Raw genomic sequence first — 22,311 nt, forward strand, 5'->3', positions numbered from 1 at the left:
CCTAGCCTCCCTGCATGGGTGCGAGCACTTCGATGCGGTCGCCTTCACCGATCAGGGTGGCTTCGCGTTCGTCGCCTGGGATGAATTCGCCATTGAGCGCGGTTGCCACCACCGCTTCATCAAGTTCGATTTCTGCAAGCAGGGCTGAAAGATTGGTGCTCGTGGTTTCAAAGACCGCGCCGTTTAAAACGATGGTCATGCCAGTTCCTCTAAAAATTCAGGCCTATGTTCGGCTTCAGTTGCAGCCGCAACCGCCATGCGTGCGACCGCAGGCGAGAGCAGAAAGCCGTGCCGATAAAGCCCATTGACATAGATGGTTTGGCCACGTTTGCGCACACGCGGCAGATTGTTGGGGAAGGCCGGGCGGGCATCGACACCGGTTTCCAGAATTTCCGCCTCGCCAAATGCCGGATGCAGCGCATAGGCGGCGCTCAGCATTTCCAGCGTCGAGCGGATGCTGATGCCGCCCCGCTCATCGCTTTCGATCATGGTTGCGCCGATCATGTGGATGCCGTCGCCACGCGGCACGATATAAAGCGGAATGCGTGGATGCAGTAGGCGCACAGGGCGCGAAAGATTGATGTCGCGGGAGCGAACAATAAGCATTTCGCCCTTCACGCCGCGCAGATCCTGCAACTGATCACGCGCCGCAAGACCACGCGCATCGACGGTGATATCGGTGTCGATCTTTACGTCTTTCGCATCCTGTCCCATATGAAATACCACGCCTTTTTTCTGAAGATTCTCGGCAAGTTCAATCAGCGTGTTGCGTGGGTTGAGGTGGCCTTCTTCAGCAAAGAAGAGCCCCTGCCGGAAACGGCCTGCGAGGTCCGGTTCCAGCGCCTCGATCTGTTCCTGATCAATGGTATCAAAGGCCTCCGTCCGACGGGCAAAGCGGCGAAGTTCGGTTGCATCGCGTGTGTGGGATATGACGAGCGTTCCCTTGCGGTGGACGGTTGAAACATGCCGTTCCCACCAGTCAATTGCTTGCTTCCCAAGCCGCACGACTGGTTCTTCCGCACTTTCGCCTTCGCACCATGGGGCGAGCATTCCACCGGCAAACCAGGAGCAGCTGTCGGAACCGATCTCAGTGCTTTTGGCAATGATAGTGACTGCATGTCCCTGATCGCTGAATTCTGTAGCGCAGGCAAGGCCAGCAACACCTGCGCCAATGATGGAGACACGCATCAGACTGTCTCCCACAAATTATGGAAGTGATGCACAGGACCATGCCCGCTGCCGACTTTAAGCTTGTCTGCGTTCTGGATCGCCCCTTGCAGATAGGCGTGGGCCTCGCGGAGTGCTTGCTCAAGAGGGAGATACTTACCAAGTCCGGCTGTAATTGCGGAAGATAGTGTACAACCCGTTCCATGCGTGTTTTGCGTGTAGATGCGCGGTGCTTCAAGCCGGATCGTTGGCTGGTCACTGCGGATCAAAAGGTCCGTACAGATTGCGCCTTCCGCATGTCCGCCTTTCATCAAGACGGCTTTGGCGCCAAGCTTTAGCAAAGCACGGCCCTGTTCCTCTGCCTCGTCTTCATTGCTTGCCATTGGTCCATCGAGAAGGCAGGCAGCTTCCGGTCTGTTGGGGGTTAAAATGGCTGCAAGCGGGATCAGCTTTTCGCGCAGGATCGAAATAGCATCTTCACTCAACAAGCGATCACCTGATTTGGCGATCATCACCGGATCAAGAACGATAGGGCCGGAAAAATGCTCGAGGCCTCGCGCAATTGCCTGAATGGTCCGGGGAACCGAGACCATGCCAATCTTGACCGCAGCGACATTGAGATCGCTGAAAACCGCATCGATTTGTCCGGCGACAATTTCCGGTGGCACATCATGCACCGCTGTTACAGCACGTGTATTCTGCACCGTGACGGCGGCAATGACGCTGGCGCCATAGACGCCGAGTGCCGAGAATGTTTTCAGATCGGCCTGAATGCCCGCGCCTCCGCTGCTGTCAGAGCCCGCAATAGTCACGCATATGGGCACGGATGCCGCACTGCTGTTTGGTGTAGTTCGGGAGAAACTGTTTTTTTGGTCCATCATGACGTCTCTCATTCCGAACGGAAAAATGAGACGTCATGAACCTGTTTGGAGCTTGAACTCCGATGAGGGAACTCCCTCGGTCGCGACGCGTCAAACTCCGTTCCCTACGCAGGTATTACCCGGATCAGGTTCAATGGGTTAACGCGATCAGCGTCTCTCAGCCTTTTGTGTCGCAATATCGGACGGAAAACCGCTAAGCACTTTTCCTGATATTGCTTCGAAGGCACCCCAACGAATTTTGCGCTTTAAGGCATAGGCCGGAACGGCAGGCCGGTCAAGAGACAGAGCAAAGCTCTCAAAAATTCAAAATCACAGGTGCTAATTTAGCGATTCCTATAATTTGTATATAATTTGTTAAAATTATACGCAGTAAGCTATCCACGGGATTGTTTCGTCCTGCTACAGACAGTTTGGTCTGATTCTCCAGACACGAGAACAGAGAACATCCAGTCAGGATTAGTCTGATGAGGGGACAATGATGAGGAAGCGGGAAGCCGGTCAGGCTCGCTCGGATGGTGCCATGACGCGCACCTCCGAAGAAGATTTCCGCGTTCTTTTTACAACCCATCCGACGCCGATGTGGGTCTATGATCCTGAAACGCTGCATTTCATTGTCATGAATGAAGCGGCCCATGGGCTCTATGGTTATTCCGTTGACGAAATACCCGGCATGACGGTGCTGGACATCCGCCCACAGACCGAACGTGACAGAATGTTTGCCGCAGTGCGCGACAGGAGTGATCTGGAACGCCCCGAGCGCTGGCAGCATTTGAAAGCCAACGGCCAGACCATCGATGTTCTGACTTACGGGCGTCAGGTTATTTTTGATGGAAAGCAGGCGATCCTGGCAATTGTGCAGGATATTACCGAGCTGGAAGAAGCTAACCGGCAGGCAAATCATGTGCAGTCCCTGCTCGACAGTCTCATCAATAATTTGCCGCTTGGCGTGTTCGTCAAGGACATGAAGGATCAGGGGCGTTACCTCCTCTACAATCAGGCGGCGTCCAGCATCAGCGGGCACGATATTGATCGAGTTATCGGTTCGATTGACGCAGAAATCTTTCCGATTGAGGAAGCAAAGCTTCTGACCCAGCAGGATCGTCGGGCCATGCGCCGCGGCAATGTATTGACGGTTGAACGCGATATCCGTTGCGCGGATGGTAAGCCGCGCCGGATGCGGATTATAAAACGCTCGATCCCTCCGATAGAGGGCGATCAGCCGCGTTATCTCATTGGATTGATAGAGGATACAACAGAGCAGCGGCAGATTGAGGAACGCATGGCCCATGTTGCCATGCATGACAGTCTGACGGATTTGCCTAACCGTGCCTATTTCTCGCAGCATATGGCCGGGGTGTTGAAAAAGAGAGACCGCGCTCCTGCATTCGCGCTGTTTTATCTCGACATTGATCATTTCAAGACCATCAACGACAGCAGAGGTCACCAGATTGGCGATCTGCTTCTCCAACAGGTTGCGGTTCGTCTCAAGAATATCATCAGTGATCAGTTTATCGCGCGGCTTGGAGGCGATGAATTCGCCATCATTTATCACTGCGATACGGTTGAACAGATTGCCATGTTTGCCGACCGTCTCCTTTCGGCATTTCAGGATCCATTCGATCTGGGCGATATCTCGGAATTTGTGACATGTAGCATCGGTATTGCGCAGGCGCCTATGCATGGTGACGATCCCGATGTGTTGATGCGGAATGTCGATCTTGCACTTTATGCGGCCAAGGCAGATGGCAGACGGACCTTCTGCTTTTATCAGCATTCCCTGCGCCTTGCCGTTGAGAAACGTCATGCCATGACGACCGACTTGCGGCTGGCTTTGGCAGCGCAGCAGTTCGAGTTGCATTATCAGCCGATATTCAATCTTGAAACCGGACGTATATCCGGTTTTGAAGCCTTGCTACGTTGGTATCATCCCGTATTGGGCATGGTCTCCCCGGTTGAATTTATTCCGATTGCCGAAGAGGCAGGACTAATCGGCCCCATCGGTGATTGGGTTCTTGGCGAGGCATGTCGGGAGGCAGCTTCATGGCCCGACGACATCAAGGTCTCGGTCAATCTTTCTCCGGTCCAGTTCAATCAATGCACGCTGCTTGATTCCGTGAAGGACGCATTGCTTACAGCGCGGCTTTCACCGGATCGTCTCGAGCTGGAAATTACGGAATCGGTCTTTCTGCAAAACAGCAAGCACAATACTGAGCTGCTGTTCGAGTTACGCCGATTGGGTGTACGCATTGCCATGGATGATTTTGGCACCGGTTATTCATCTCTGAGCTATCTGCGTTCTTTTCCTTTTGACAAGATCAAGGTTGACCGGAGCTTCGTTTCCGGCATTGAAATTGATAGCCGTGATCTGGCGATTATTCAGGCTGTCGCAACGCTTGGAGCGGGCTTCAAGATTGTCACAACCGCCGAAGGGGTTGAAACAACACAACAGCTTGAATGTCTGCGTAAACAGAATTTCGGTGAAGTGCAGGGCTTCCTCATGGGACGCCCGATGCCTGCAGCCGACGTGCTGGAATTCATCCAGACCCGTTGCGGATCGATCCTCGCGACGATGCAGCCACAGAACGAAATGGCAGTCTGAAAATCATTCCATATTAAGGCTTGACCTTCCAACGGTGGGAAGGGTTATTTATTGTGCAACTCGTAATATCGCTCCTCACAACAGGGGCTGAAAGGGATTGCCATGAACAAGCCAGTCAAACCCGAAAACACAAGTTTTGCCATTCCCGTTGAGGGCATGAGCTGCGCGTCCTGTGTGTCTTCCATTGAGAAAGCCGTTGCGAAAGTGCCGGGCGTTGAAAAGGTTCTGGTCAATCTTGCGACCGAACGCGCTGATGTAACCTTTAAAGCAGCCCCCGATATGCCTGCGGTCATCGATGCCATCCGCAAGGCCGGTTACGACGTACCATCCAGGAGCGCCGATCTCGCTATCGAAGGCATGACCTGTGCGTCCTGTGTCAGCAAAGTTGAAAAGGCATTGAACGCCGTTCCGGGTGTTACCCGCGCCAGTGTCAATCTTGCGACCGAGCGTGCACATGTAGAGCTTGCGGGTCAGGTGCCACTCAGCGACCTTATCAAGGCTGTCAAAACTGCAGGCTATGAGGCTCGTTCGCTTGATGAAGTGCGCAGCGATGCGAAGCAGGAAACGCAATCTGACAAGCGCGATGCCGAAGCGCTCGAGCTGAAGAAGAACGTGATCCTTGCCGCAGTTCTGACGCTGCCGGTTTTCATTCTTGAAATGGGATCGCATATCGTTCCCGCTATGCACATGTTCGTCATGAACACAATCGGAATGCAGAACAGCTGGTATTTCCAGTTCGTTCTCACCACACTGGTGCTGTTCGGCCCCGGAATGCGCTTTTTCAAGAAAGGCATTCCCGCATTGCTGCGTGGCACACCGGACATGAATTCTCTGGTGGTGGTCGGAACGGCAGCTGCATGGGGCTTCTCGGTCGTTGCAACCTTCTGGTCTGATATTCTGCCCGAAGGCACAGTGAATGTTTACTTCGAGGCAGCGGCAGTCATTGTCACGCTGATCCTGATCGGTCGTTATCTGGAGGCGCGTGCCAAGGGTCGCACCTCGGCTGCAATCAGTCGTCTGGTCGGTTTGCAGGCAAAATCTGCGCGCGTCGTGCGCGATGGTGAGACGGTCGATGTGCCGCTCGACGATGTGCTGGTCGGCGATATCGTGCAGGTGCGTCCGGGCGAAAAGGTGCCCGTGGATGGCGAGGTGATTGAGGGGGCGTCCTATGTGGATGAATCGATGATTACCGGCGAGCCAGTACCTGTCGCCAAGGAAGAAGGCGCAGAAGTCGTCGGTGGTACGATCAACAAGACTGGCGCTTTCACGTTCCGCGCGACCAAGGTTGGCCGCGATATGGTGATCTCGCAGATTGTGCGCATGGTCGAGGATGCACAGGCCGACAAGCTGCCTATTCAGGCAAAAGTCGATAAGGTGACGGGCTGGTTTGTGCCTGCGGTTCTGGCGGCTGCGGCACTGACCTTCGTGGTCTGGCTGGTGATCGGTGGCACAGGCATGATGGGCTTTGCGCTGGTCAATGCCATCGCCGTGGTCATCATCGCATGCCCATGTGCCATGGGCCTTGCAACGCCGACCTCGATCATGGTCGGAACGGGTCGTGCAGCCGAGTTCGGTGTGCTGTTCCGTCGTGGCGATGCACTGCAAACGCTGCGTGATGCCTCGGTGATCGCTGTCGATAAGACCGGCACACTCACACAAGGCAAACCTGCACTTGCACATTTTGCTGTTGTCGATGGTGTTGACAAGGATGAAGCCCTGGCGCTGGTTGCGGCTGTTGAGGCTCGTTCTGAGCATCCGATTGCCGATGCCATTGTTACCGCAGCAAAGGAAAAAGGCCTTAAGCTTGCCGATGTCTCAGCCTTTGAATCTGTCCCGGGCTTTGGCCTGAAAGCCAGTGTTGCCGGTCATGAAGTTGCGATCGGTGCCGATCGTTATATGGCAAAGCTTGGCTTTGACGTGGCTGTTTTTGCCGATGATGCAAGTCGCCTTGGCGATGAAGGCCAGACACCGCTTTATGCAGCAATTGATGGCAAGCTTGCCGCGATCATCACCGTTGCCGATCCAATGAAGGAAACCACGCCTGCAGCCATTGCTGCGATGCATGAACAGGGTTTGAAAGTGGCTATGATTACGGGCGACAACCGTCGCACGGCGCAAGCCATTGCCAAGCGTCTGGGCATTGATGAGGTGGTGGCCGAAGTATTGCCTGACGGCAAGGTCGAAGCCTTGAAGCGCCTCTCGGCAGGTGGCAAGCGTATTGCCTTTGTTGGTGATGGCATCAACGATGCGCCAGCCCTTGCTGCGGCCGATGTCGGCATTGCCATTGGTACGGGCACGGATATTGCGATTGAAAGTGCAGACGTTGTGCTGATGTCGGGTGATCTGCGTGGTGTGGTGAATGCGATTGCGATCTCGAAGGCAACGATCCGCAATATCAGCGAAAACCTGTTCTGGGCCTTTGCCTATAATGTGGCGCTGATCCCGGTTGCAGCCGGTATCCTTTATCCGTTCACCGGCACGTTGCTGTCGCCTGTTTTGGCTGCAGGAGCCATGGCGCTTTCAAGCATCTTCGTCTTGAGCAATGCTCTGCGATTGAAAGGCTTTAAGAGTCCGATGGCGAGTTGATAAAAGAAATATTGGAGTAGTTACATCGGCAGTCGTAAAGGCTGCCGATTCATTAATGTGAATTTTTAGATACGCGCCTCTGGATTTTTCATTTTACAGCCTATGTGGATGAACAGGCAGCTGGTGTTGCGTGGCAAAGGATTTGCTGCGACACTTCCACCCAAATCAGGAATACCTCGAATTCGGTTTAATCCGTGCAGCTTTCAATAGATTAACAGTCATGCACGGCGGGACTGCAGTCACTACTTGAAGGGGGTAATGTCTTGCTTGTTTCTCTTACGTCTATTGTATTGATACTGATTGGTCTTGCGCTCGGTGTAGCCGGGATTTATCTCGCCACGCTGGGTGGCAGCTGGGCCTTCATCATCATCGCTGTCGGTTTTCTGCTGACAGGCTTCTTCCTTCTCAAACGAAATGCTCTGGCGCTCTGGATTTATGCGCTGGTCATTCTCGGAACGCTTGGCTGGGCCGTTTATGAAGTCAGCTTTGATTGGTGGCGACTGGGTTCCACTGGCGGCATCATTGTGCTGCTTGGCCTGTGGCTGCTGACACCATGGATCCGGAAACCGCTTAATGGCGGGGGATTGCCATTGACCATTGCGACGCTCGCAGCGCTCGTTGTGGCGGGCTATTCGATGACGCAGGACCCGACCAACATCAAGGGCGACCTGCCGACGGAAAAGGTCGCTGCAACGCCTGATCTTGGTGGCAATGTGCCTGATGGCGAGTGGCATCAATATGGGCGGACGCCTTACGGACAGCGCTATTCGCCGCTTGCTCAGATAACGCCTGAAAATGTCGCCAAGCTTCAGGTCGCCTGGCAATATCAGACCGGCGATGTGAAGCAGCCACAGGATGTGGGTGAAACCACCTATCAGGTGACACCGCTCAAAATTGGCGACTCGCTTTTCCTTTGCACGCCGCATAATTGGGCGATTGCGCTTGATGCGGCTACGGGCAAGGAAAAGTGGAAGTTCGACCCGAAGGTTGGTTTCAATACAGACCGTCAGCATCAGACCTGCCGTGGCGTAAGCTACTGGAAGGATACAACCGCGAGTGCTGGTGCTAAATGCTCTGAGCGCGTTTATCTGCCGACTTCGGATGCCCGTCTGATCGCGCTTGATACTGCTACCGGCGAAATATGCACTGACTTTGCCAATGGTGGTACGCTCGATCTCAGCCATGGGATGAAATATAACCCGGCGGGCTATTATTACTCGACCTCGCCACCGGCAGTCGTCGGCGACAAGATTATCGTCGGCGGTGCAGTCAATGACAACTATTCGACTGAAGAACAGTCGGGTGTTATCCGCGCGTTCGATATCCGCACGGGTGAGCTGCTTTGGAACTGGGATTCGGGCAATCCGGACGTTACGACGCCGCTGCCCGAAGGTGAGCACTACACGACCAATTCGCCTAACAGCTGGTCTGTCTTCAGCGTTGATGACAAGCTCAACCTTGTTTATATCCCGCTCGGCAATCAGGTGCCTGATCAGCTCGGTATGGGCCGTAGCGAGAATGTCGAAAAATATTCCTCTTCCATCGTCGCGCTCGATGTGAATACGGGGCAGATCAAATGGGTGCGCCAGACAGTGCATCACGACCTTTGGGATATGGATGTTCCAGCCCAGCCGGTCCTTCTTGACATCAACGGTGTTCCCGCGCTGGTTGGGCCGACCAAGCAGGGTGATATCTATGTGCTTGATCGCCGCACGGGCGAGCCGATCATTCCGATCAGTGAGATTGCAGCCCCGACAGGCGCAATTCCGGAAGATCATACATCACCAACACAGCCGATCTCCGATCTGACATTCAGCCCGCCACCGCTTAAAGAAAGCGACATGTGGGGCGTCACACTGTTTGATCAGCTGGCCTGCCGCATCTCATTCCACAAGCATTTCTATGAAGGGCGCTATACGCCGCCTTCGCTCAAAGGAACGATTGTCTATCCGGGCAACTTCGGCGTCTTCAACTGGGGCAGTGTAGCAGTCGATCCGGTGCGTCAGGTGATGTTCGGCATGCCGACCTATCTAGCCTTCACTTCCCGCCTTGTGCCGCGTGCGGATATTCCGCCGAAAGGTCAGGACGAGAAGGGCAGCGAACAGGGGCTGAACCGCAATGACGGCGCGCCTTATGGCGTCTTCATGGGACCATTCTTAAGCCCGCTCGGCATTCCGTGTCAGTCGCCACCATGGGGCTATGTTGCCGGTGTTGATCTGCGAACTGGTAAGACGGTTTACAAACACCGCAATGGCACCATCCGCGACATGGCTCCGGTCCCACTGCCATTCAAGGTTGGTGTGCCGGGTATTGGCGGGCCGATGATTACGGCAGGTGGCGTAGCCTTCCTGGGTGCTGCGGTGGATGATTATCTCCGCGCCTATAATCTCACCAATGGTGAGGTTCTGTGGGAAGCACGTCTTCCTGCAGGCGGGCAATCCACACCTATGACTTATACGGTCGATGATCAGCAATTCGTGCTGATGGTTGCAGGTGGTCATGGTTCTGTCGGCACCAAGCCGGGCGACTACGTGATTGCCTATACACTGCCGAAATAAAGCGCATCCCGAAAAGTGTGAAGCGGTTTTCGGAACAAGATGCGCGTAAAAATAAACCGACAGAGCACATCAAACAAAAACGCCGGGAAATTCCCGGCGTTTTGCCTTTTTGATATGTCTCTTGTCCAAAGAGCGTTTTAAACTTTTCCGTGCAGCAACTCGCCCTTCCGAGGCGCGGGGCGCACAGGCTTTTGTACGCTATGGGTGGCCAGTTCCTGAATAATCGGACAGTCGGGACGGTTATTGCCCTGGCAATTATGGGCGAGGTGGCGCAGCGTCTCGGCCATGTTCTGTAACTGCTTCATCTTTGCTTCGAGGTCTTCGACATGCTGAAGTGCGACCTTCTTCACATCGGCAGACGCGCGGTTGCGGTCGCGCCAGAGCGCCAGCAGTTCCTTGATCTGTTCGACCTGAAATCCGAGATCGCGGCTTGATCGGATGAAACGCAGCGTTTCGACATCATTCTGCGTATAGACGCGATAGCCCGAGCTGGTTCTGTCGGCAGCCTCGATAAGCCCGATGGTTTCATAATGGCGGATCATCTTCGCCGATATGCCCGATGCTTTGGCGGCCTGCCCGATATTCATCCCGTTCCTCGCTGTATCGTGATTTCACAGGATATAGGGACGGCAAGACGTCATTCAAAGAGCCTTACGGCCAAGTATTATACGATTGTTATGTTAAGGGACGGGACCATAGCCGTCTGGCAAAAGACGCTTGCCGATGAAATGCCCTCCTGTCAGCTATCTGACAGGAGGGCAGTTTCAAAATACGCAATCAAGCAGAGAAATAGTTCTGCGTACCGTGGGCTTCGATGGCCTGTGCAAGGCGTTCCAGCGCATGCACATAAGCTGCTGAGCGGACAGTAACCTTGTGCTGCTTGGCATGGTTCCAGATGGCACGGCCTTCGCGTTCCATGATGGTTTTCAGGCGTTCATGGATTTCTTCAAGCGTCCAGTAATAGCCCTGGCGGTTCTGAACCCATTCAAAATAGGAAACCGTCACGCCACCGGCATTGGCCAGAATATCCGGCAGAACGATAACGCCCTTTTCCTCAAGGATTTTGTCGGCTTCTGGCGTCACAGGACCGTTTGCGAGCTCAACAATCAGTTTGCTCTTGATGGATGCAGCATTGTCGACATGGATCATGTTTTCCATGGCGCTTGGCGCCAGAACATCGCAATCAACAGCAAGCAGTTCATCAGCGCTGATCGCCTCATGGCCCTTGTTGCCGGCGGTGGAAACAACCGACTTACCCTGTTCTTTTGCAGCCAGCAGCAGATCGAGATCAAGACCATTCGCGCAATAAACAGCACCCGACGAATCCGATACGGCTACAATCTTGTGGCCGTCGCTGGCCATAAGCTTCGCAAAGAACTGACCGGCATTGCCGAAACCCTGAACTGTGACGCGGAGCTGTGCAGCGAGGCCGAGGTCGTGAGCCAAATGGCGAACCAGATAGAAGCCGCCGCGTGCAGTTGCATCGTTACGGCCCAGCGAGCCGCCTAGCGCCAATGGCTTGCCGGTGATAACCGCAGGCGAAGACTGGCCGACGATCTGCGAATATTCGTCTGCCATCCAGCCCATGATCATGGAATTGGTATAGACATCCGGTGCTGGAATATCGCGATCCGGGCCGATAATGCCGGAGAAAGCCTGAATATAGGCGCGTGAGAGACGCTCAAGCTCAGCCTTGGAAAGCTTGCGTGGATCAACCTGGATTGCACCCTTGCCGCCGCCGTAAGGCAGGTTCATGACGGCGCATTTGAAGGTCATCCAGAAAGCGAGGGTTTCGACTTCTTCAGCCGTTGATTCGGGGTGATAACGGATGCCGCCCTTGGTTGGTCCGCGGGTGTCGTCATAGCGGCAACGCCATGCAAGAAAGGATTTACGCGAGCCGTCGTCCATGCGGATCATCAACCGCACTTTCATGGTTTCGCGGGCGTATTTCAGCTTTTCGATAACATCCGGATCGATATTGATATGGCTTGCGGCTTCATCAAGACGAACGAGCGCACTTTCAAGTAGATTTTCCCTAGTCACGAAATCACCTTTCTTGCTTTTATCCCTCTATAAAGAGGCGTTTATGAACGCTTGAGTAGCGCTTCACGCAATAAAAGAAAAGAGAAAAGGACAACAATATTGTCCTATTTTGATAAAAACTATTTGGAGGCTTTCTAATATTATTAATCACTAATATTAGGGACGTAGCAGCCCCTTCCGGTCGTCCGAGAAGGCAACCAGAGCTTCGCGATATCCAGCCAAAACTAAAAAGTTTAGTTCAACCCTGTTTGAGATATCCGCGTTCTACGCCTTCTGCGATTATCCGCTGAGCGGCTTCCCAAAGTGTGTCCGATGCCTGCGAAATAGGCGCTTTTCTATCCAGTACGTCTGATGCGTTTACGCCCGGCGTGTGCCAGGTTCCGCCACTGGTGAAGAAGTTATGGAGGAGCGGCTGTAGCCTATCCATCGCGCGGGCGAACTGCGCTTCTGCCGTTTTGCGTGCCTCGAACTCATCCCACAGGGCGCGGAACTCCAACGCCTGATCGTCGGGCAGAATGCCAAATATCCGGCTGGCTGCCTGTATTTCGCGCTCTTCCTGATCAAGCGCTCCCGCGTCGTCATAGATGAAGGTATCGCCTGCATCGATCTCAACGATGTCATGGATGATCAGCATCTTGAGCACACGCAGCGGGTCAACGTTCTCATTCGCATGTTCCTGCAAGACCATCGCCATCAGCACCAGCTCCCAGGTGTGCTCGGCATCATTTTCGCGCCGCGAGCCATCCAGAAGAGGTGTCCGTCGTATCACCTGCTTCAGTTTTTCGACTTCAAGAATAAACTGGAACTGCTGCTGCAATCTGGCATTCGGCACGAGACTTGCGAATTCGCCTTCAGGCAAATCGAGCGGCTTAAGCGGCAGTGTGTCGGTCATTAGCAATCCAGTCGAAGTTGATGTGGCGCGTTCAAATCGGGTTCCACTACTGTCCTTGTCAGACGCGAATTGCAACACTTGGGCCCTCCGATCTTCGCCATGTCGCGAAATGGTGCAAATGTCGTATTTGTGACGTCTTTTGACGCAAGCCTGCTGTCGATCTTGCTCGTGAGCCAATACAAATATCGTCAGAGATTTTTCGTGTGCCGCATGGGTGCATGAACCGTAAGACTGGTGGTTTGTACATGTCCCGCTTTTCTGCAGCTTCTATCATTAAAAATGCGCTGTCCGGCAACAAGAACTGGAAGCCACAATGGCCGAATGCCGAGCCCAAGGCCGAATATGACGTGATCATCGTCGGCGCGGGCGGGCATGGTCTGGGGGCCGCCTATTATCTGGCCAAGGAACATGGCATCACCAATGTCGCGGTCATCGAAAAAGGCTGGCTTGGTGGCGGCAATACCGGGCGCAACACCACAATTATCCGCTCCAACTATCTCTATGATGAGAGCGCACATCTCTACGAACATGCGATGAAGCTGTGGGAAGGCTTGAGTCAGGACCTCAACTACAATGTCATGTTCTCGCAGCGCGGCGTGATGATGCTGGCCCATACGGTGCATGATGTGCAGAGCTTCAAGCGTCACATCCATGCCAATCGTCTCAACGGCATCGACAATGAATGGCTGACCAAGGAGCAGGCGAAGGAATACTGCCCGCCGCTCGATATTTCAGCCAATGCGCGCTATCCGGTTGTTGGCGCCACCTTGCAGCGGCGCGGCGGCGTGGCCCGTCACGATGCGGTTGCCTGGGGCTATGCTCGTGGTGCGACTGAGCGCGGCGTTGATATCATCCAGAATTGCCCAGTCACGGCCATTCGCCGCGATGCATCGGGCCGTGTGACAGGTGTTGATACGCCACGCGGTTTCATCAAGGCCAAGAAAGTGGCGGTTTCTGCTGCTGGCAGCACATCCGTCGTCATGGATACGGCAGGCGTGCGGATGCCGCTTGAAAGCTATCCGCTGCAGGCGCTCGTGTCCGAGCCGGTCAAGCCGATCTTCCCATGCGTGGTCATGTCCAACACGGTTCATGCCTATATCAGCCAGTCCGACAAAGGCGAGCTGGTGATTGGTTCGGGCACTGATCAATATGTGTCTTACAGCCAGCGTGGCGGCCTGCCACTGATCGAGCATACGCTTGCGGCCATCTGCGAAGTCTTCCCGATCTTCACCCGTATGCGGATGCTGCGCAAATGGGGCGGTATTGTTGATGTCACGCCGGATCGCTCGCCGATCATTGGCAAGACGCCGGTTCCGGGCCTGTTTGTCAATTGCGGCTGGGGTACGGGCGGCTTCAAGGCGACACCGGGTTCGGCGCATGTCTTTGCCCATACGATTGCCCGCGACGAACCACACTGGATCAACGCACCCTTCACGCTGGAACGTTTCACCACCGGTCGTCTGATCGATGAAGCGGCTGCTGCCGCCGTGGCTCACTAAGGAATAGGGGAAACACAAAATGCTTCTTATCCGTTGCCCTTATTGCGAGATGGAACGCCCAGAGCTGGAATTCGCCTATGCGGGCGAAGCGCATATTGCGCGCCCAGCCGACCCCTCGACGCTTTCCGATGATGAATGGCGCGATTTCCTGTTCACGCGCTCCAATCCGCGCGGCACCCATTATGAACGCTGGCGGCATATCAATGGCTGCGGCCACTTTTTCAATGCGGTGCGCGACACGGTGAGCGACAAGTTTGTCACCACCTACAAGGCCGGTGAGCCCCGTCCTGCTTTGGCAGAAACTCCGGCTGCGGAGACGAAATAATGACCGATATGCGCATTCATAACAAAGGCCGTGTCAATAAGGCCAAGTCCGTTCGGTTCACCCTCAACGGCAAGACCTATTCCGGCTTTGAAGGTGATACGCTGGCATCCGCCATGCTTGCCAATGGCGAACATCTGGCCGGTCGCTCGTTCAAATATCACCGCCCGCGCGGCATTCTTTCTGCCGGTTCCGAAGAGCCAAATGCACTGATGGGTGTTTCGCGTGGACCGGGCCGTTACGAGCCGAACACCCGCGCCACGGTGCTGGAACTCTATGATGGTCTCAAGGCTGAAACCCAGAACCACTGGCCGTCGCTGAAGCACGATGTCGGTGCGATCAATGATGCGTTCTACATGTTCTTCTCGGCAGGCTTTTACTACAAGACCTTCATGTGGCCGAAAAGCTTCTGGAACAAGGTCTATGAGCCTTTCATCCGTGGTGCTGCGGGTCTTGGCAAGTCGCCATCCGAACCAGACCCGGACACCTATGCCAGCCGCTATGCTTTCTGCGACGTTCTGATCGCTGGTGGTGGACCTGCCGGTCTGGCGGCTGCCCTTGAAGCCGCAAAGAGTGGCGCGAAGGTTATCCTCGTTGACGAGCAGGCAGAATTTGGCGGCTCGCTTCTGTCGGAACCGGAGCCGGTCATCAATGGCCGCGCAAGCTGGGACTGGCTCAATGAAACTATAGCAGCGCTGAAAGCCAATCCGAATGTCACGCTTTTGCCGCGCACGACGGCCATTGGCTATTACCATCAGAACATGGTTGGTCTTTGCGAACGCCTGACCGATCATCAGGCCAAGCCTGCCTCCAATGCGCCGCGTGAGCGTATGTGGCGTGTGCGCGCAAAGCAGGTGGTGCTGGCGCAGGGCGCTATCGAAAAGCCACTGGTCTTTGCAGGCAATGACCGTCCCGGCGTGATGCTGGCATCGAGCGCACGCACCTATCTCAATCGCTATGGCGTTAAGGTCGGCAATCAGGCTGTCGTCGTCACCTCGCATGACAGTGCATGGCTTGCGGCTTTTGACCTCGCTGTTGCAGGTGTGAAGGTTCCGGCCATCATCGACGTGCGTTCAAGCGTTGCCGACAGCCTTATTAACCGCGCAAAAATGCTCGGCATTGAAACACTAACCGGCTGGACTGTGACGGATACCAGCGGACGCCATCGCGTGTCGTCTGTGCGGGCTAATCCGGTTTCCAATGGCTCGGTTGGTGCTGCACGTACCATTGCCTGCGATGTGCTGCTGATGTCCGGTGGCTGGAATCCGAGCGTGCATCTGTTCTCGCACACGAAAGGCTCTCTCGTCTGGGATGAAGCGCGTCAGATTTATCTGCCGGGCGAACGCACCGAGGAAAGCCGCTGTGCCGGTGCAGGCAATGGCAATTTCGACCTGCAGGCCGCATTGCGCGAGGGTGCGGAAGCGGGTGCCGCTGCTGCCTCCGATGCCGGGCATAAGGCCAAAGCATCTGAATATGCAGTTGCCGGTGATTTCGTCTGTGACGGCGTAAGCTGTCGCGAACTGCCAACTGATCGCGATCCGGGCAAGGCCAAAGCTTTCATCGATTTCCAGAACGATGTGACTGCCAAGGATATTCGTCTGGCCGTGCGCGAGGGTTTCCATTCCATCGAGCACGTCAAGCGCTATACCACCAATGGCATGGCGACCGATCAGGGCAAGACCTCGAACATTAACGGTCTGGCGGTTGCAGCCGATGCGCTCAAGCGCCCAACGCCTCAGGTTGGTCTCACCACCTTCCGCCCGCCTTATACTCCAACAACCTTTGGTGCTTTCTGCGGTTACAATCGCGGCAAGCTGTTTGATGTCACGCGCAAGACGCCAATCGATAGCTGGGCCGAACAGCACGGTGCTGCTTTCGAGCCGGTCTCGCTGTGGCGTCGCGCATGGTACTTCCCGAAAACCGGCGAAGACATGCATCAGGCCGTGGCGCGCGAGTGCAAGGCAACCCGCCAGTCACTCGGCATTTTCGACGCCTCAACGCTTGGCAAGATCGAAGTGGTTGGCCCGGATGCAGCGGAATTCATGAACCGCATGTATACCAATCCTTGGACGAAGCTTGGTGTCGGGCGCTGCCGCTATGGTTTGCTGCTCGGCGAGGATGGCTTCATCCGCGATGACGGTGTTGTTGGTCGTCTGACGCAGGATCGCTTCCACGTGACGACCACGACCGGCGGCGCCGCGCGTGTTCTCAACATGATGGAAGACTATCTCCAGACTGAATGGCCTGACCTGAAAGTCTCATTGACCTCGACCACCGAACAGTGGGCAGTGGTGGCAATCAATGGCCCGAATGCGCGCAAGCTCATTGAGCCAATGGTTGAAGGTCTGGATATTTCCGATGAAGCCTTCCCGCATATGTCGGTGGCGGAATGCACATTCCTTGGCGTGCCAGCGCGTCTGTTCCGCATGAGCTTCACCGGCGAGCTGGGCTATGAAATCAACGTGCCTGCCCGTTACGGCCTGTCACTCTGGAAGGCGCTCTATGAGGCCGGTCAGCAATACGACATCACGCCTTACGGCACCGAAACCATGCACGTTCTGCGCGCTGAAAAGGGCTATATCATTGTCGGTCAGGACACTGACGGCACGATTACGCCGGATGATGCAAGCCTTGGCTGGGCTGTCGGCAAGCAGAAGCCGGATTTCGTCGGCAAGCGTTCGCTGGCGCGTCCGGATATGCTGAAAGCGGATCGCAAGCATCTTGTGGGTCTGCTCACCAACGATCCGAAGCTGGTGCTGGAAGAAGGTGCGCAGATTGTTGCCGATCCAAAGCAGGCGCTGCCGATGACCATGCTTGGTCATGTCACCTCGTCCTATTGGAGCGAGGCGCTTGGTCGTTCCATCGCCATGGCAGTGGTCTCCGGTGGCAAGGATCGTATGGGTGAAACGCTTTATATGCCGATGCCTGATGGCACAGTGCATGAGGCTGTGGTTTCGGGAATGGTCTTCTATGATCCCGAAGGCAAGAAACTGAACGGATAAGGATTGAACCATGCTTGTTGAGACAAAACCTTATTCGAACCGCAAGGTCGTCATTCCCGGTCGTCTGGAAATCCATGCAGCCGATGATGCCGCCCGTTTCATCCTGCGCATTGCCCCGGCAAAACTGGCCTTGGCCGAAAAAGCGCTGGGCGCAAAAATCCCGGCAAAGATCGGCGGTTTGATCCGCACGGACGAGATTGCCGTTGCCTGCATCGGACCGGATGAATGGTATATCTGGGCTGATGAAGCCAAGGGTGCTGCGATTACGCAGGCTTTCGCCACGCTTTATGAAACAGAGCCGCACAGCCTGACGGAAGTAAGCCATCGGGAAACCGGCATCGATATTTCCGGGCCCAAAGCCGAATGGCTGTTGAATGCCGCTTCCCCGCTTGAGCTTTCGCAGATGAGCTTTCCAGGTGCTGCCCGCACGATCTTCGATCATGCCCAGATCATTCTGTTGAAGTGGGATGCCGATCATTACCGGATCGAAGTGTGGAACTCATTCGCGGATCACGTCTGGACACTGCTGGAACTGGCCAGTAACGAGGTTTAACATGCAATCCAATTCATCAAATCGGGACTGAAAGCGCCGCCCAACCGGGCGGCGTTTTTGCATTTTTACCCCAATTTCAGCCTTGCCTTCTATAAATCCATATGTGAAGACTGTATTCACATAAGAAATTCATGAGGAGGGAATTTCCCGATGTCGGAAAGCGAACTGCCGCTGAGCGGGCTTGTCGTTGTTGATATGAGCCAGTTTCTGTCGGGGCCGTATTGCTCGTTGCGTCTGATGGATCTGGGCGCACGCGTCATCAAGATTGAACGGCCCGATGGCGGCGATCTCTCACGCAGGCTCTATCTGAGCGACACGGAAATCGGCGGCGATTCCACGATTTTTCATGCCATCAATCGCGGCAAGGACAGCCTTGCGATTGACCTCAAAAATCCTGACGATCTAGCTGCGTTGAAGAAGCTTCTCACACAGGCCGATGTGGTTATTCAGAATTTCCGTCCCGGTGTCATCAAGCGTCTTGGTCTTGATTACGAAGCGACCAAAGAGATAAATCCACGCCTTGTCTATGCTTCCATCAGTGGCTACGGCGAAGAGGGACCGTGGGTCGGGCGTCCGGGACAGGACCTACTGGCGCAGGCGCGCTCGGGCCTCATGTGGCTCAATGGTGATGAAGGGCAGGGACCGGTGCCCTTCGGTCTGGCGGTTGCCGATATGCTGGCGGGCGCAGCAGCAGCACAGGGAATTCTCGCAGCGCTGGTTCGCCGCGGCATCACCAATAAAGGTTCGCATGTCGAGACCAGTCTTCTTGAAGCGCTGGTTGATTTCCAGTTTGAAGTGCTGACCACCCACCTTAACGATGGTCGCCGCCTGCCAAAGCGTTCCGATTTCCGCAGCGCGCATGCCTATCTTGCAGCACCTTACGGTGTCTATCCAGCAGCGGACGGTTATCTGGCGATTGCCATGATGCCGATTGCGAAACTCGCACCACTGCTTGAAACAGATACGCTTGCACCTTTCATTGAGGATGCCAAACTGGCTTTTGCCAAGCGCGATGAAATCAAGCGGCTGATCGCTGATTGTGTTGCCACGAAGACGGTCGATGAATGGCTCGCCATTCTGGAACCAGCTGATATCTGGTGCGCGCGCGTTCTCAACTGGGAAGAACTGCTTGCAAGCGAAGGTTTTTCAACTCTCGACATGCTCCAGACTGTGACGCGTGAAGATGATGTTTCCATCACCACCACACGTTCCCCACTGCGCATCAACGGACAGCGCCCGAAGGTTGCACGCGCAGCCCCGCGCATTGGCGAAAACAGCAAAGAAATTCGCGAGGAGTTCGGTCTATGAGCACGATCAAGCTTAAAGGCATGACCTGGAGCCATCCGCGTGGCTATGATCCGATGGTTGCAGGTGCCGAGCAATGGCTTGCTGACAAGGGCGTTGAAATCGAGTGGGAAAAGCGGTCGCTACAGGATTTCGAGACCTTTCCGGTTGAGGAACTGGCGCGCAATTTCGATATGATCGTGATCGATCATCCGCATGTGGGCCAGATCACCAAGGAAGGCTGCCTTGTGCCGCTTGATGTGGCGGGTCGCGAGGCGGAACTGAAGGCGCTTGCCGATGGTTCTGTGGGCCAGTCCTTCCCAAGCTATAACTGGCAAGGGCGGCAATGGGCATTTCCGCTTGATGCCGCCACACAGGTTCAGGCATGGCGTCCGGACCTGATGGACAAGCCAGCCACCTCATGGGGTGAGGTGCTGCGTCTAGCCCGCGCCGGGAAAGTTCTGCTGCCACTGCGCTCACCGCATTCGCTGATGTGTTTTTATACTCTCGTTGCCAATGCTGGAACGCCCTGCGCGGTCGAAGGCGAGCTGATCTCTGTTGAGGATGGCTCACAAGCTTTTGAGCAGTTGCGTGAGATTGCCTCGCTCGTAAAGCCGGAATGTTTCGGCATGGACCCGATTGCGGTGTTTGAAGAAATGGCAAAGCCGGATTCGGATATTGCCTGTTCGCCGCTAATCTATGGCTATGTGAATTATGCCATGCCGGGCTTCCGTGATCGACTGATTCGCTTTGCGGATATTCCAGCGGGTGCGGCGGGGGTTGCGGGTTCTGCTCTGGGCGGTACGGGCATTGCTGTTTCAGCCTTCAGCAAACATCCTGAAGCAGCAATCGACTTTGCTTACTGGATCGCAAGTGGCGAGGTGCAGAAGGGGCTTTATGCGGCTTCCAACGGTCAGCCGGGACATGCAGATGCTTGGGAGGACGATGCTGTGAATGCGGCGACGTCTGACTTCTACCGCGATACGCGCGCGACGCTGGAAGGTGCATGGGTGCGTCCGCGCCATGACGGTTATATGCCGTTTCAGGAAGCGGCTTCCGAGCGTATCAATAAGGGCTTGCTGAACAATGAGAAGGCGGAAGATGTCGTGGCCGATCTCAATCGGCTTTTCCGCGAAAGCTTTTAATTCAACAAATTGGCTGGCGGTTAATCCGCCAGCTTTATCAATTTTATAGCTTCCAGAGACGCGTTGCATTCTCGGAGAGAAGCAGCGCTTTTTCGTCTTCGCTGCATCCTTCAAGAAGCGCATGGGTTGTCGCCACCCATGTCGAAAGCCCGGCATCGACATTGCTCGCTAGTGTGCAGACCGGCCAGTCGCTGCCCCACACAATCCGCTCCCAGCCGAAGGCCTGAATGACATGCTCTACATAGGGGCGCACAGTGTCGACGGTCCAGCTTTCAGCATCGGCATAGGCGACCACACCGGAAATCTTTGCCGTCACATTGTCGTGCTGCGCAATCTCGTTAATGCCCTTTTTCCAGCCGTCCAGCGCACCTGACTTGATGTCCGGAACGCCGCAGTGATCGAGCACGAATTGCACGTCTGGTGCGAGATCGGCAAGTGCCAGCACCTTGTCGGTCTGGTGTGGGAGTGTGCAGAGATCAAAGGTCAGGCCAGTGCCTTGCAACCGCTTGATATTCTCGCGGAAAAGAACACCCTCAGAAACGTCATCAGGTACGACATGCAGCACACGACGAAAGCCTTTGACGAAAGGATTACCAAGCTGCAATTCGAGATATTCGGGAAAGCCCGGTTCTTCCGGACGGCAGGAGGCAATTGCACCTTTTATGAAGCCACCATTCGCGATTGAAATATCCTGAACATGGTGCGTCTCGGCTTGAATGCTATCAGCCGCAACATCCACTTCCATATGCAGCGCTGCTGTAATGCCACAGCGTTCGGCCTGCTTCCGATAGGTGTCAAACAGAAAGTCGCGGTTGAGCGCCGGTACGTCTCCCAGCCATGGATAGTTGAGCGCGCTTTTGTCTATCAGATGCAGATGGGTATCGATAATCATGAAAACTCTCCTCCGATGTCATACTTTCAAAAAAGAAGAGAGTTTTCAAATAAGAATTATCACTGCTGTTTAATCAGTTGTTCCGATATCGGAACCAACCAGCTTCGACAGGTCTTTGACCGTCTTTTGCAGCAAATTGATCGTCTGTGTGATGTCGGGTGCTGATGCCGAATTAACGAGCGTGACATAAGGACAGGTGAGCGCTGCAATGCATGTGCCGTCCGGCCCGAGAATCGGTGCCGAGAGGTTATAGACACCAGCCACCTGCGCACTTGGCATCATCTCGTAGCCGCGCTCGCGGATCTGATCGAGACGCTCATAGAAGTTGTCGTCAAGCTGTGCACTTTCGCCGCCCTTCACATATTCGGCGATCATCATCTTGCGCTCGTCCGGCGAGCGGAAGGCTAAAAGCACATGGCCGGAACCTGTATCAAACAGGCTGATATGTGAGCCGACGCGGATCGAAATTCCCCAATAATCCGGGGCTTCCTGCTGGGCGATCACCACAACAGAACCGCGATCAAACACGGCAAGCTGGTTGGCTTGCTTTGAGCGGTCTGCGAGTTCGCGCATGAAGGGCGTGGCGAATGATGCAAGTCTGCGCACCGGCGCATGCAGATGTGCAAGACCGAACAGCTTCAGCGTCAGAGAATAACGGTCGCCTTCGAGCTTGGTCACATAACCGCGCTTCACCAGACGATCGAGCATCCGATAAAACTCGTTGGGGCTGCGGTCGAGATATTTGGCAATCTCGGCCTGACTTAAGCCGCCATCGACGCTCGCCAGCAATTCGAGAATATCCAGCCCCTTGTCCAGCGCAGGCGCGCGGTAGCGATCATCCGTTTCCAAACTGGCCCCCTTCATGAATAGCCTTCTTCATATACGAAC

At 55.0% G+C, this 22,311-nt stretch carries 17 protein-coding genes and 1 riboswitch; of the genes, 9 read left to right on the plus strand and 8 right to left on the minus strand.

Going from position 1 to position 22,311, the window contains the following annotated elements:
- Window position 1: 1 nt before the first annotated feature.
- The 3 genes from thiS to thiD are packed head-to-tail and all read right to left on the minus strand — an operon-like array spanning window position 2 to window position 2,045.
- Window positions 2–199, minus strand: coding sequence for a sulfur carrier protein ThiS (thiS, locus tag ACSME1_RS08355; protein ID WP_024898115.1), 198 nt, complete (start codon window positions 197–199; stop codon window positions 2–4).
- On the minus strand, window positions 196–1,188 hold the full coding sequence (gene thiO, locus ACSME1_RS08360; RefSeq protein ID WP_024898114.1) for a glycine oxidase ThiO: 993 nt from the start codon (window positions 1,186–1,188) through the stop codon (window positions 196–198). Before thiO ends, thiS begins: the two co-directional genes overlap by 4 nt.
- A complete protein-coding gene (gene thiD / locus ACSME1_RS08365) occupies window positions 1,188–2,045 on the minus strand; it encodes a bifunctional hydroxymethylpyrimidine kinase/phosphomethylpyrimidine kinase (protein ID WP_024898113.1) in 858 nt (285 codons plus the stop codon). The genes thiO and thiD overlap by 1 nt, the downstream gene beginning before the upstream one ends.
- An 87-nt stretch (window positions 2,046–2,132) precedes the next feature.
- Window positions 2,133–2,289, minus strand: a riboswitch (TPP riboswitch).
- A 237-nt stretch (window positions 2,290–2,526) separates the two neighbouring features.
- Between thiD and ACSME1_RS08370 the strand changes: the two genes are divergently transcribed.
- The 3 genes from ACSME1_RS08370 to ACSME1_RS08380 all read left to right on the plus strand — a co-directional run bounded on the left by ACSME1_RS08370 (window position 2,527) and on the right by ACSME1_RS08380 (window position 9,791).
- On the plus strand, window positions 2,527–4,647 hold the full coding sequence (locus ACSME1_RS08370) for a putative bifunctional diguanylate cyclase/phosphodiesterase (protein WP_105534772.1): 2,121 nt from the start codon (window positions 2,527–2,529) through the stop codon (window positions 4,645–4,647).
- A gap of 102 nt (window positions 4,648–4,749) precedes the next feature.
- On the plus strand, window positions 4,750–7,233 hold the full coding sequence (locus ACSME1_RS08375) for a heavy metal translocating P-type ATPase (RefSeq protein WP_024898111.1): 2,484 nt from the start codon (window positions 4,750–4,752) through the stop codon (window positions 7,231–7,233).
- A gap of 263 nt (window positions 7,234–7,496) precedes the next feature.
- A complete protein-coding gene (locus ACSME1_RS08380; protein ID WP_105705456.1) occupies window positions 7,497–9,791 on the plus strand; it encodes a glucose/quinate/shikimate family membrane-bound PQQ-dependent dehydrogenase in 2,295 nt (764 codons plus the stop codon).
- Between the two features lie 137 nt (window positions 9,792–9,928).
- Here the strand turns inward: ACSME1_RS08380 and cueR are convergent, their stop codons facing one another.
- The 3 genes from cueR to ACSME1_RS08395 all read right to left on the minus strand — a co-directional run bounded on the left by cueR (window position 9,929) and on the right by ACSME1_RS08395 (window position 12,726).
- On the minus strand, window positions 9,929–10,378 hold the full coding sequence (cueR, locus tag ACSME1_RS08385) for a Cu(I)-responsive transcriptional regulator (protein WP_024898109.1): 450 nt from the start codon (window positions 10,376–10,378) through the stop codon (window positions 9,929–9,931).
- Between the two features lie 190 nt (window positions 10,379–10,568).
- A complete protein-coding gene (locus ACSME1_RS08390) occupies window positions 10,569–11,834 on the minus strand; it encodes a Glu/Leu/Phe/Val family dehydrogenase (RefSeq protein ID WP_024898108.1) in 1,266 nt (421 codons plus the stop codon).
- A 238-nt stretch (window positions 11,835–12,072) separates the two neighbouring features.
- Window positions 12,073–12,726 carry an HD domain-containing protein gene (locus tag ACSME1_RS08395; protein WP_435654910.1) on the minus strand — a complete coding sequence of 218 codons (654 nt, stop codon included), beginning with the start codon at window positions 12,724–12,726 and terminating at the stop codon, window positions 12,073–12,075.
- Between the two features lie 245 nt (window positions 12,727–12,971).
- On the opposite strand from ACSME1_RS08395, the gene ACSME1_RS08400 reads away from it, so the two are divergent.
- The 6 genes from ACSME1_RS08400 to ACSME1_RS08425 all read left to right on the plus strand — a co-directional run bounded on the left by ACSME1_RS08400 (window position 12,972) and on the right by ACSME1_RS08425 (window position 20,531).
- Entirely contained in the window at window positions 12,972–14,225 is a 1,254-nt protein-coding gene (locus tag ACSME1_RS08400; protein ID WP_024898106.1) for a sarcosine oxidase subunit beta family protein, read from the plus strand.
- Between the two features lie 19 nt (window positions 14,226–14,244).
- Entirely contained in the window at window positions 14,245–14,550 is a 306-nt protein-coding gene (locus tag ACSME1_RS08405) for a sarcosine oxidase subunit delta (RefSeq protein ID WP_024898105.1), read from the plus strand.
- Entirely contained in the window at window positions 14,550–17,549 is a 3,000-nt protein-coding gene (locus tag ACSME1_RS08410) for a sarcosine oxidase subunit alpha (RefSeq protein WP_105705454.1), read from the plus strand. Before ACSME1_RS08405 ends, ACSME1_RS08410 begins: the two co-directional genes overlap by 1 nt.
- Before the next feature lie 10 nt (window positions 17,550–17,559).
- Window positions 17,560–18,102: a sarcosine oxidase subunit gamma gene (locus ACSME1_RS08415; protein WP_100559925.1), complete on the plus strand. Its 543-nt coding sequence runs from the start codon at window positions 17,560–17,562 to the stop codon at window positions 18,100–18,102.
- 150 nt (window positions 18,103–18,252) lie between these two features.
- A complete protein-coding gene (locus tag ACSME1_RS08420; RefSeq protein WP_024898102.1) occupies window positions 18,253–19,410 on the plus strand; it encodes a CaiB/BaiF CoA transferase family protein in 1,158 nt (385 codons plus the stop codon).
- Complete coding sequence (locus ACSME1_RS08425; RefSeq protein ID WP_105705453.1) at window positions 19,407–20,531, plus strand: extracellular solute-binding protein; 1,125 nt, start codon at window positions 19,407–19,409, stop codon at window positions 20,529–20,531. The genes ACSME1_RS08420 and ACSME1_RS08425 overlap by 4 nt, the downstream gene beginning before the upstream one ends.
- Window positions 20,532–20,574: 43 nt before the next feature.
- Here the strand turns inward: ACSME1_RS08425 and ACSME1_RS08430 are convergent, their stop codons facing one another.
- Window positions 20,575–21,423, minus strand: a complete 849-nt coding sequence (locus ACSME1_RS08430) for an amidohydrolase family protein (protein WP_105705451.1) — start codon at window positions 21,421–21,423, stop codon at window positions 20,575–20,577.
- A gap of 69 nt (window positions 21,424–21,492) precedes the next feature.
- Complete coding sequence (locus tag ACSME1_RS08435; RefSeq protein ID WP_036567467.1) at window positions 21,493–22,287, minus strand: IclR family transcriptional regulator; 795 nt, start codon at window positions 22,285–22,287, stop codon at window positions 21,493–21,495.
- Between the last annotated feature and the right edge of the window lie 24 nt (window positions 22,288–22,311).

The organism is Brucella pituitosa (genome assembly GCF_965577835.1).
Taxonomy (GTDB): Bacteria; Pseudomonadota; Alphaproteobacteria; order Rhizobiales; family Rhizobiaceae; genus Brucella; species Brucella pituitosa.

Coding starts and splice junctions, on each gene's coding strand:
- ACSME1_RS08410 (WP_105705454.1), top strand. CDS start 14,550: ATGACCGATATGCGCATTCATAACAAAGGCCGTGTCAATAAGGCCAAG.
- cueR (WP_024898109.1), bottom strand. CDS start 10,378: ATGAATATCGGGCAGGCCGCCAAAGCATCGGGCATATCGGCGAAGATG.
- thiD (WP_024898113.1), bottom strand. CDS start 2,045: ATGGACCAAAAAAACAGTTTCTCCCGAACTACACCAAACAGCAGTGCG.
- thiO (WP_024898114.1), bottom strand. CDS start 1,188: ATGCGTGTCTCCATCATTGGCGCAGGTGTTGCTGGCCTTGCCTGCGCT.
- ACSME1_RS08415 (WP_100559925.1), top strand. CDS start 17,560: ATGCTTGTTGAGACAAAACCTTATTCGAACCGCAAGGTCGTCATTCCC.
- thiS (WP_024898115.1), bottom strand. CDS start 199: ATGACCATCGTTTTAAACGGCGCGGTCTTTGAAACCACGAGCACCAAT.
- ACSME1_RS08400 (WP_024898106.1), top strand. CDS start 12,972: ATGTCCCGCTTTTCTGCAGCTTCTATCATTAAAAATGCGCTGTCCGGC.
- ACSME1_RS08370 (WP_105534772.1), top strand. CDS start 2,527: ATGAGGAAGCGGGAAGCCGGTCAGGCTCGCTCGGATGGTGCCATGACG.
- ACSME1_RS08405 (WP_024898105.1), top strand. CDS start 14,245: ATGCTTCTTATCCGTTGCCCTTATTGCGAGATGGAACGCCCAGAGCTG.
- ACSME1_RS08435 (WP_036567467.1), bottom strand. CDS start 22,287: ATGAAGGGGGCCAGTTTGGAAACGGATGATCGCTACCGCGCGCCTGCG.
- ACSME1_RS08420 (WP_024898102.1), top strand. CDS start 18,253: ATGTCGGAAAGCGAACTGCCGCTGAGCGGGCTTGTCGTTGTTGATATG.
- ACSME1_RS08425 (WP_105705453.1), top strand. CDS start 19,407: ATGAGCACGATCAAGCTTAAAGGCATGACCTGGAGCCATCCGCGTGGC.
- ACSME1_RS08430 (WP_105705451.1), bottom strand. CDS start 21,423: ATGATTATCGATACCCATCTGCATCTGATAGACAAAAGCGCGCTCAAC.
- ACSME1_RS08395 (WP_435654910.1), bottom strand. CDS start 12,726: ATGACCGACACACTGCCGCTTAAGCCGCTCGATTTGCCTGAAGGCGAA.
- ACSME1_RS08375 (WP_024898111.1), top strand. CDS start 4,750: ATGAACAAGCCAGTCAAACCCGAAAACACAAGTTTTGCCATTCCCGTT.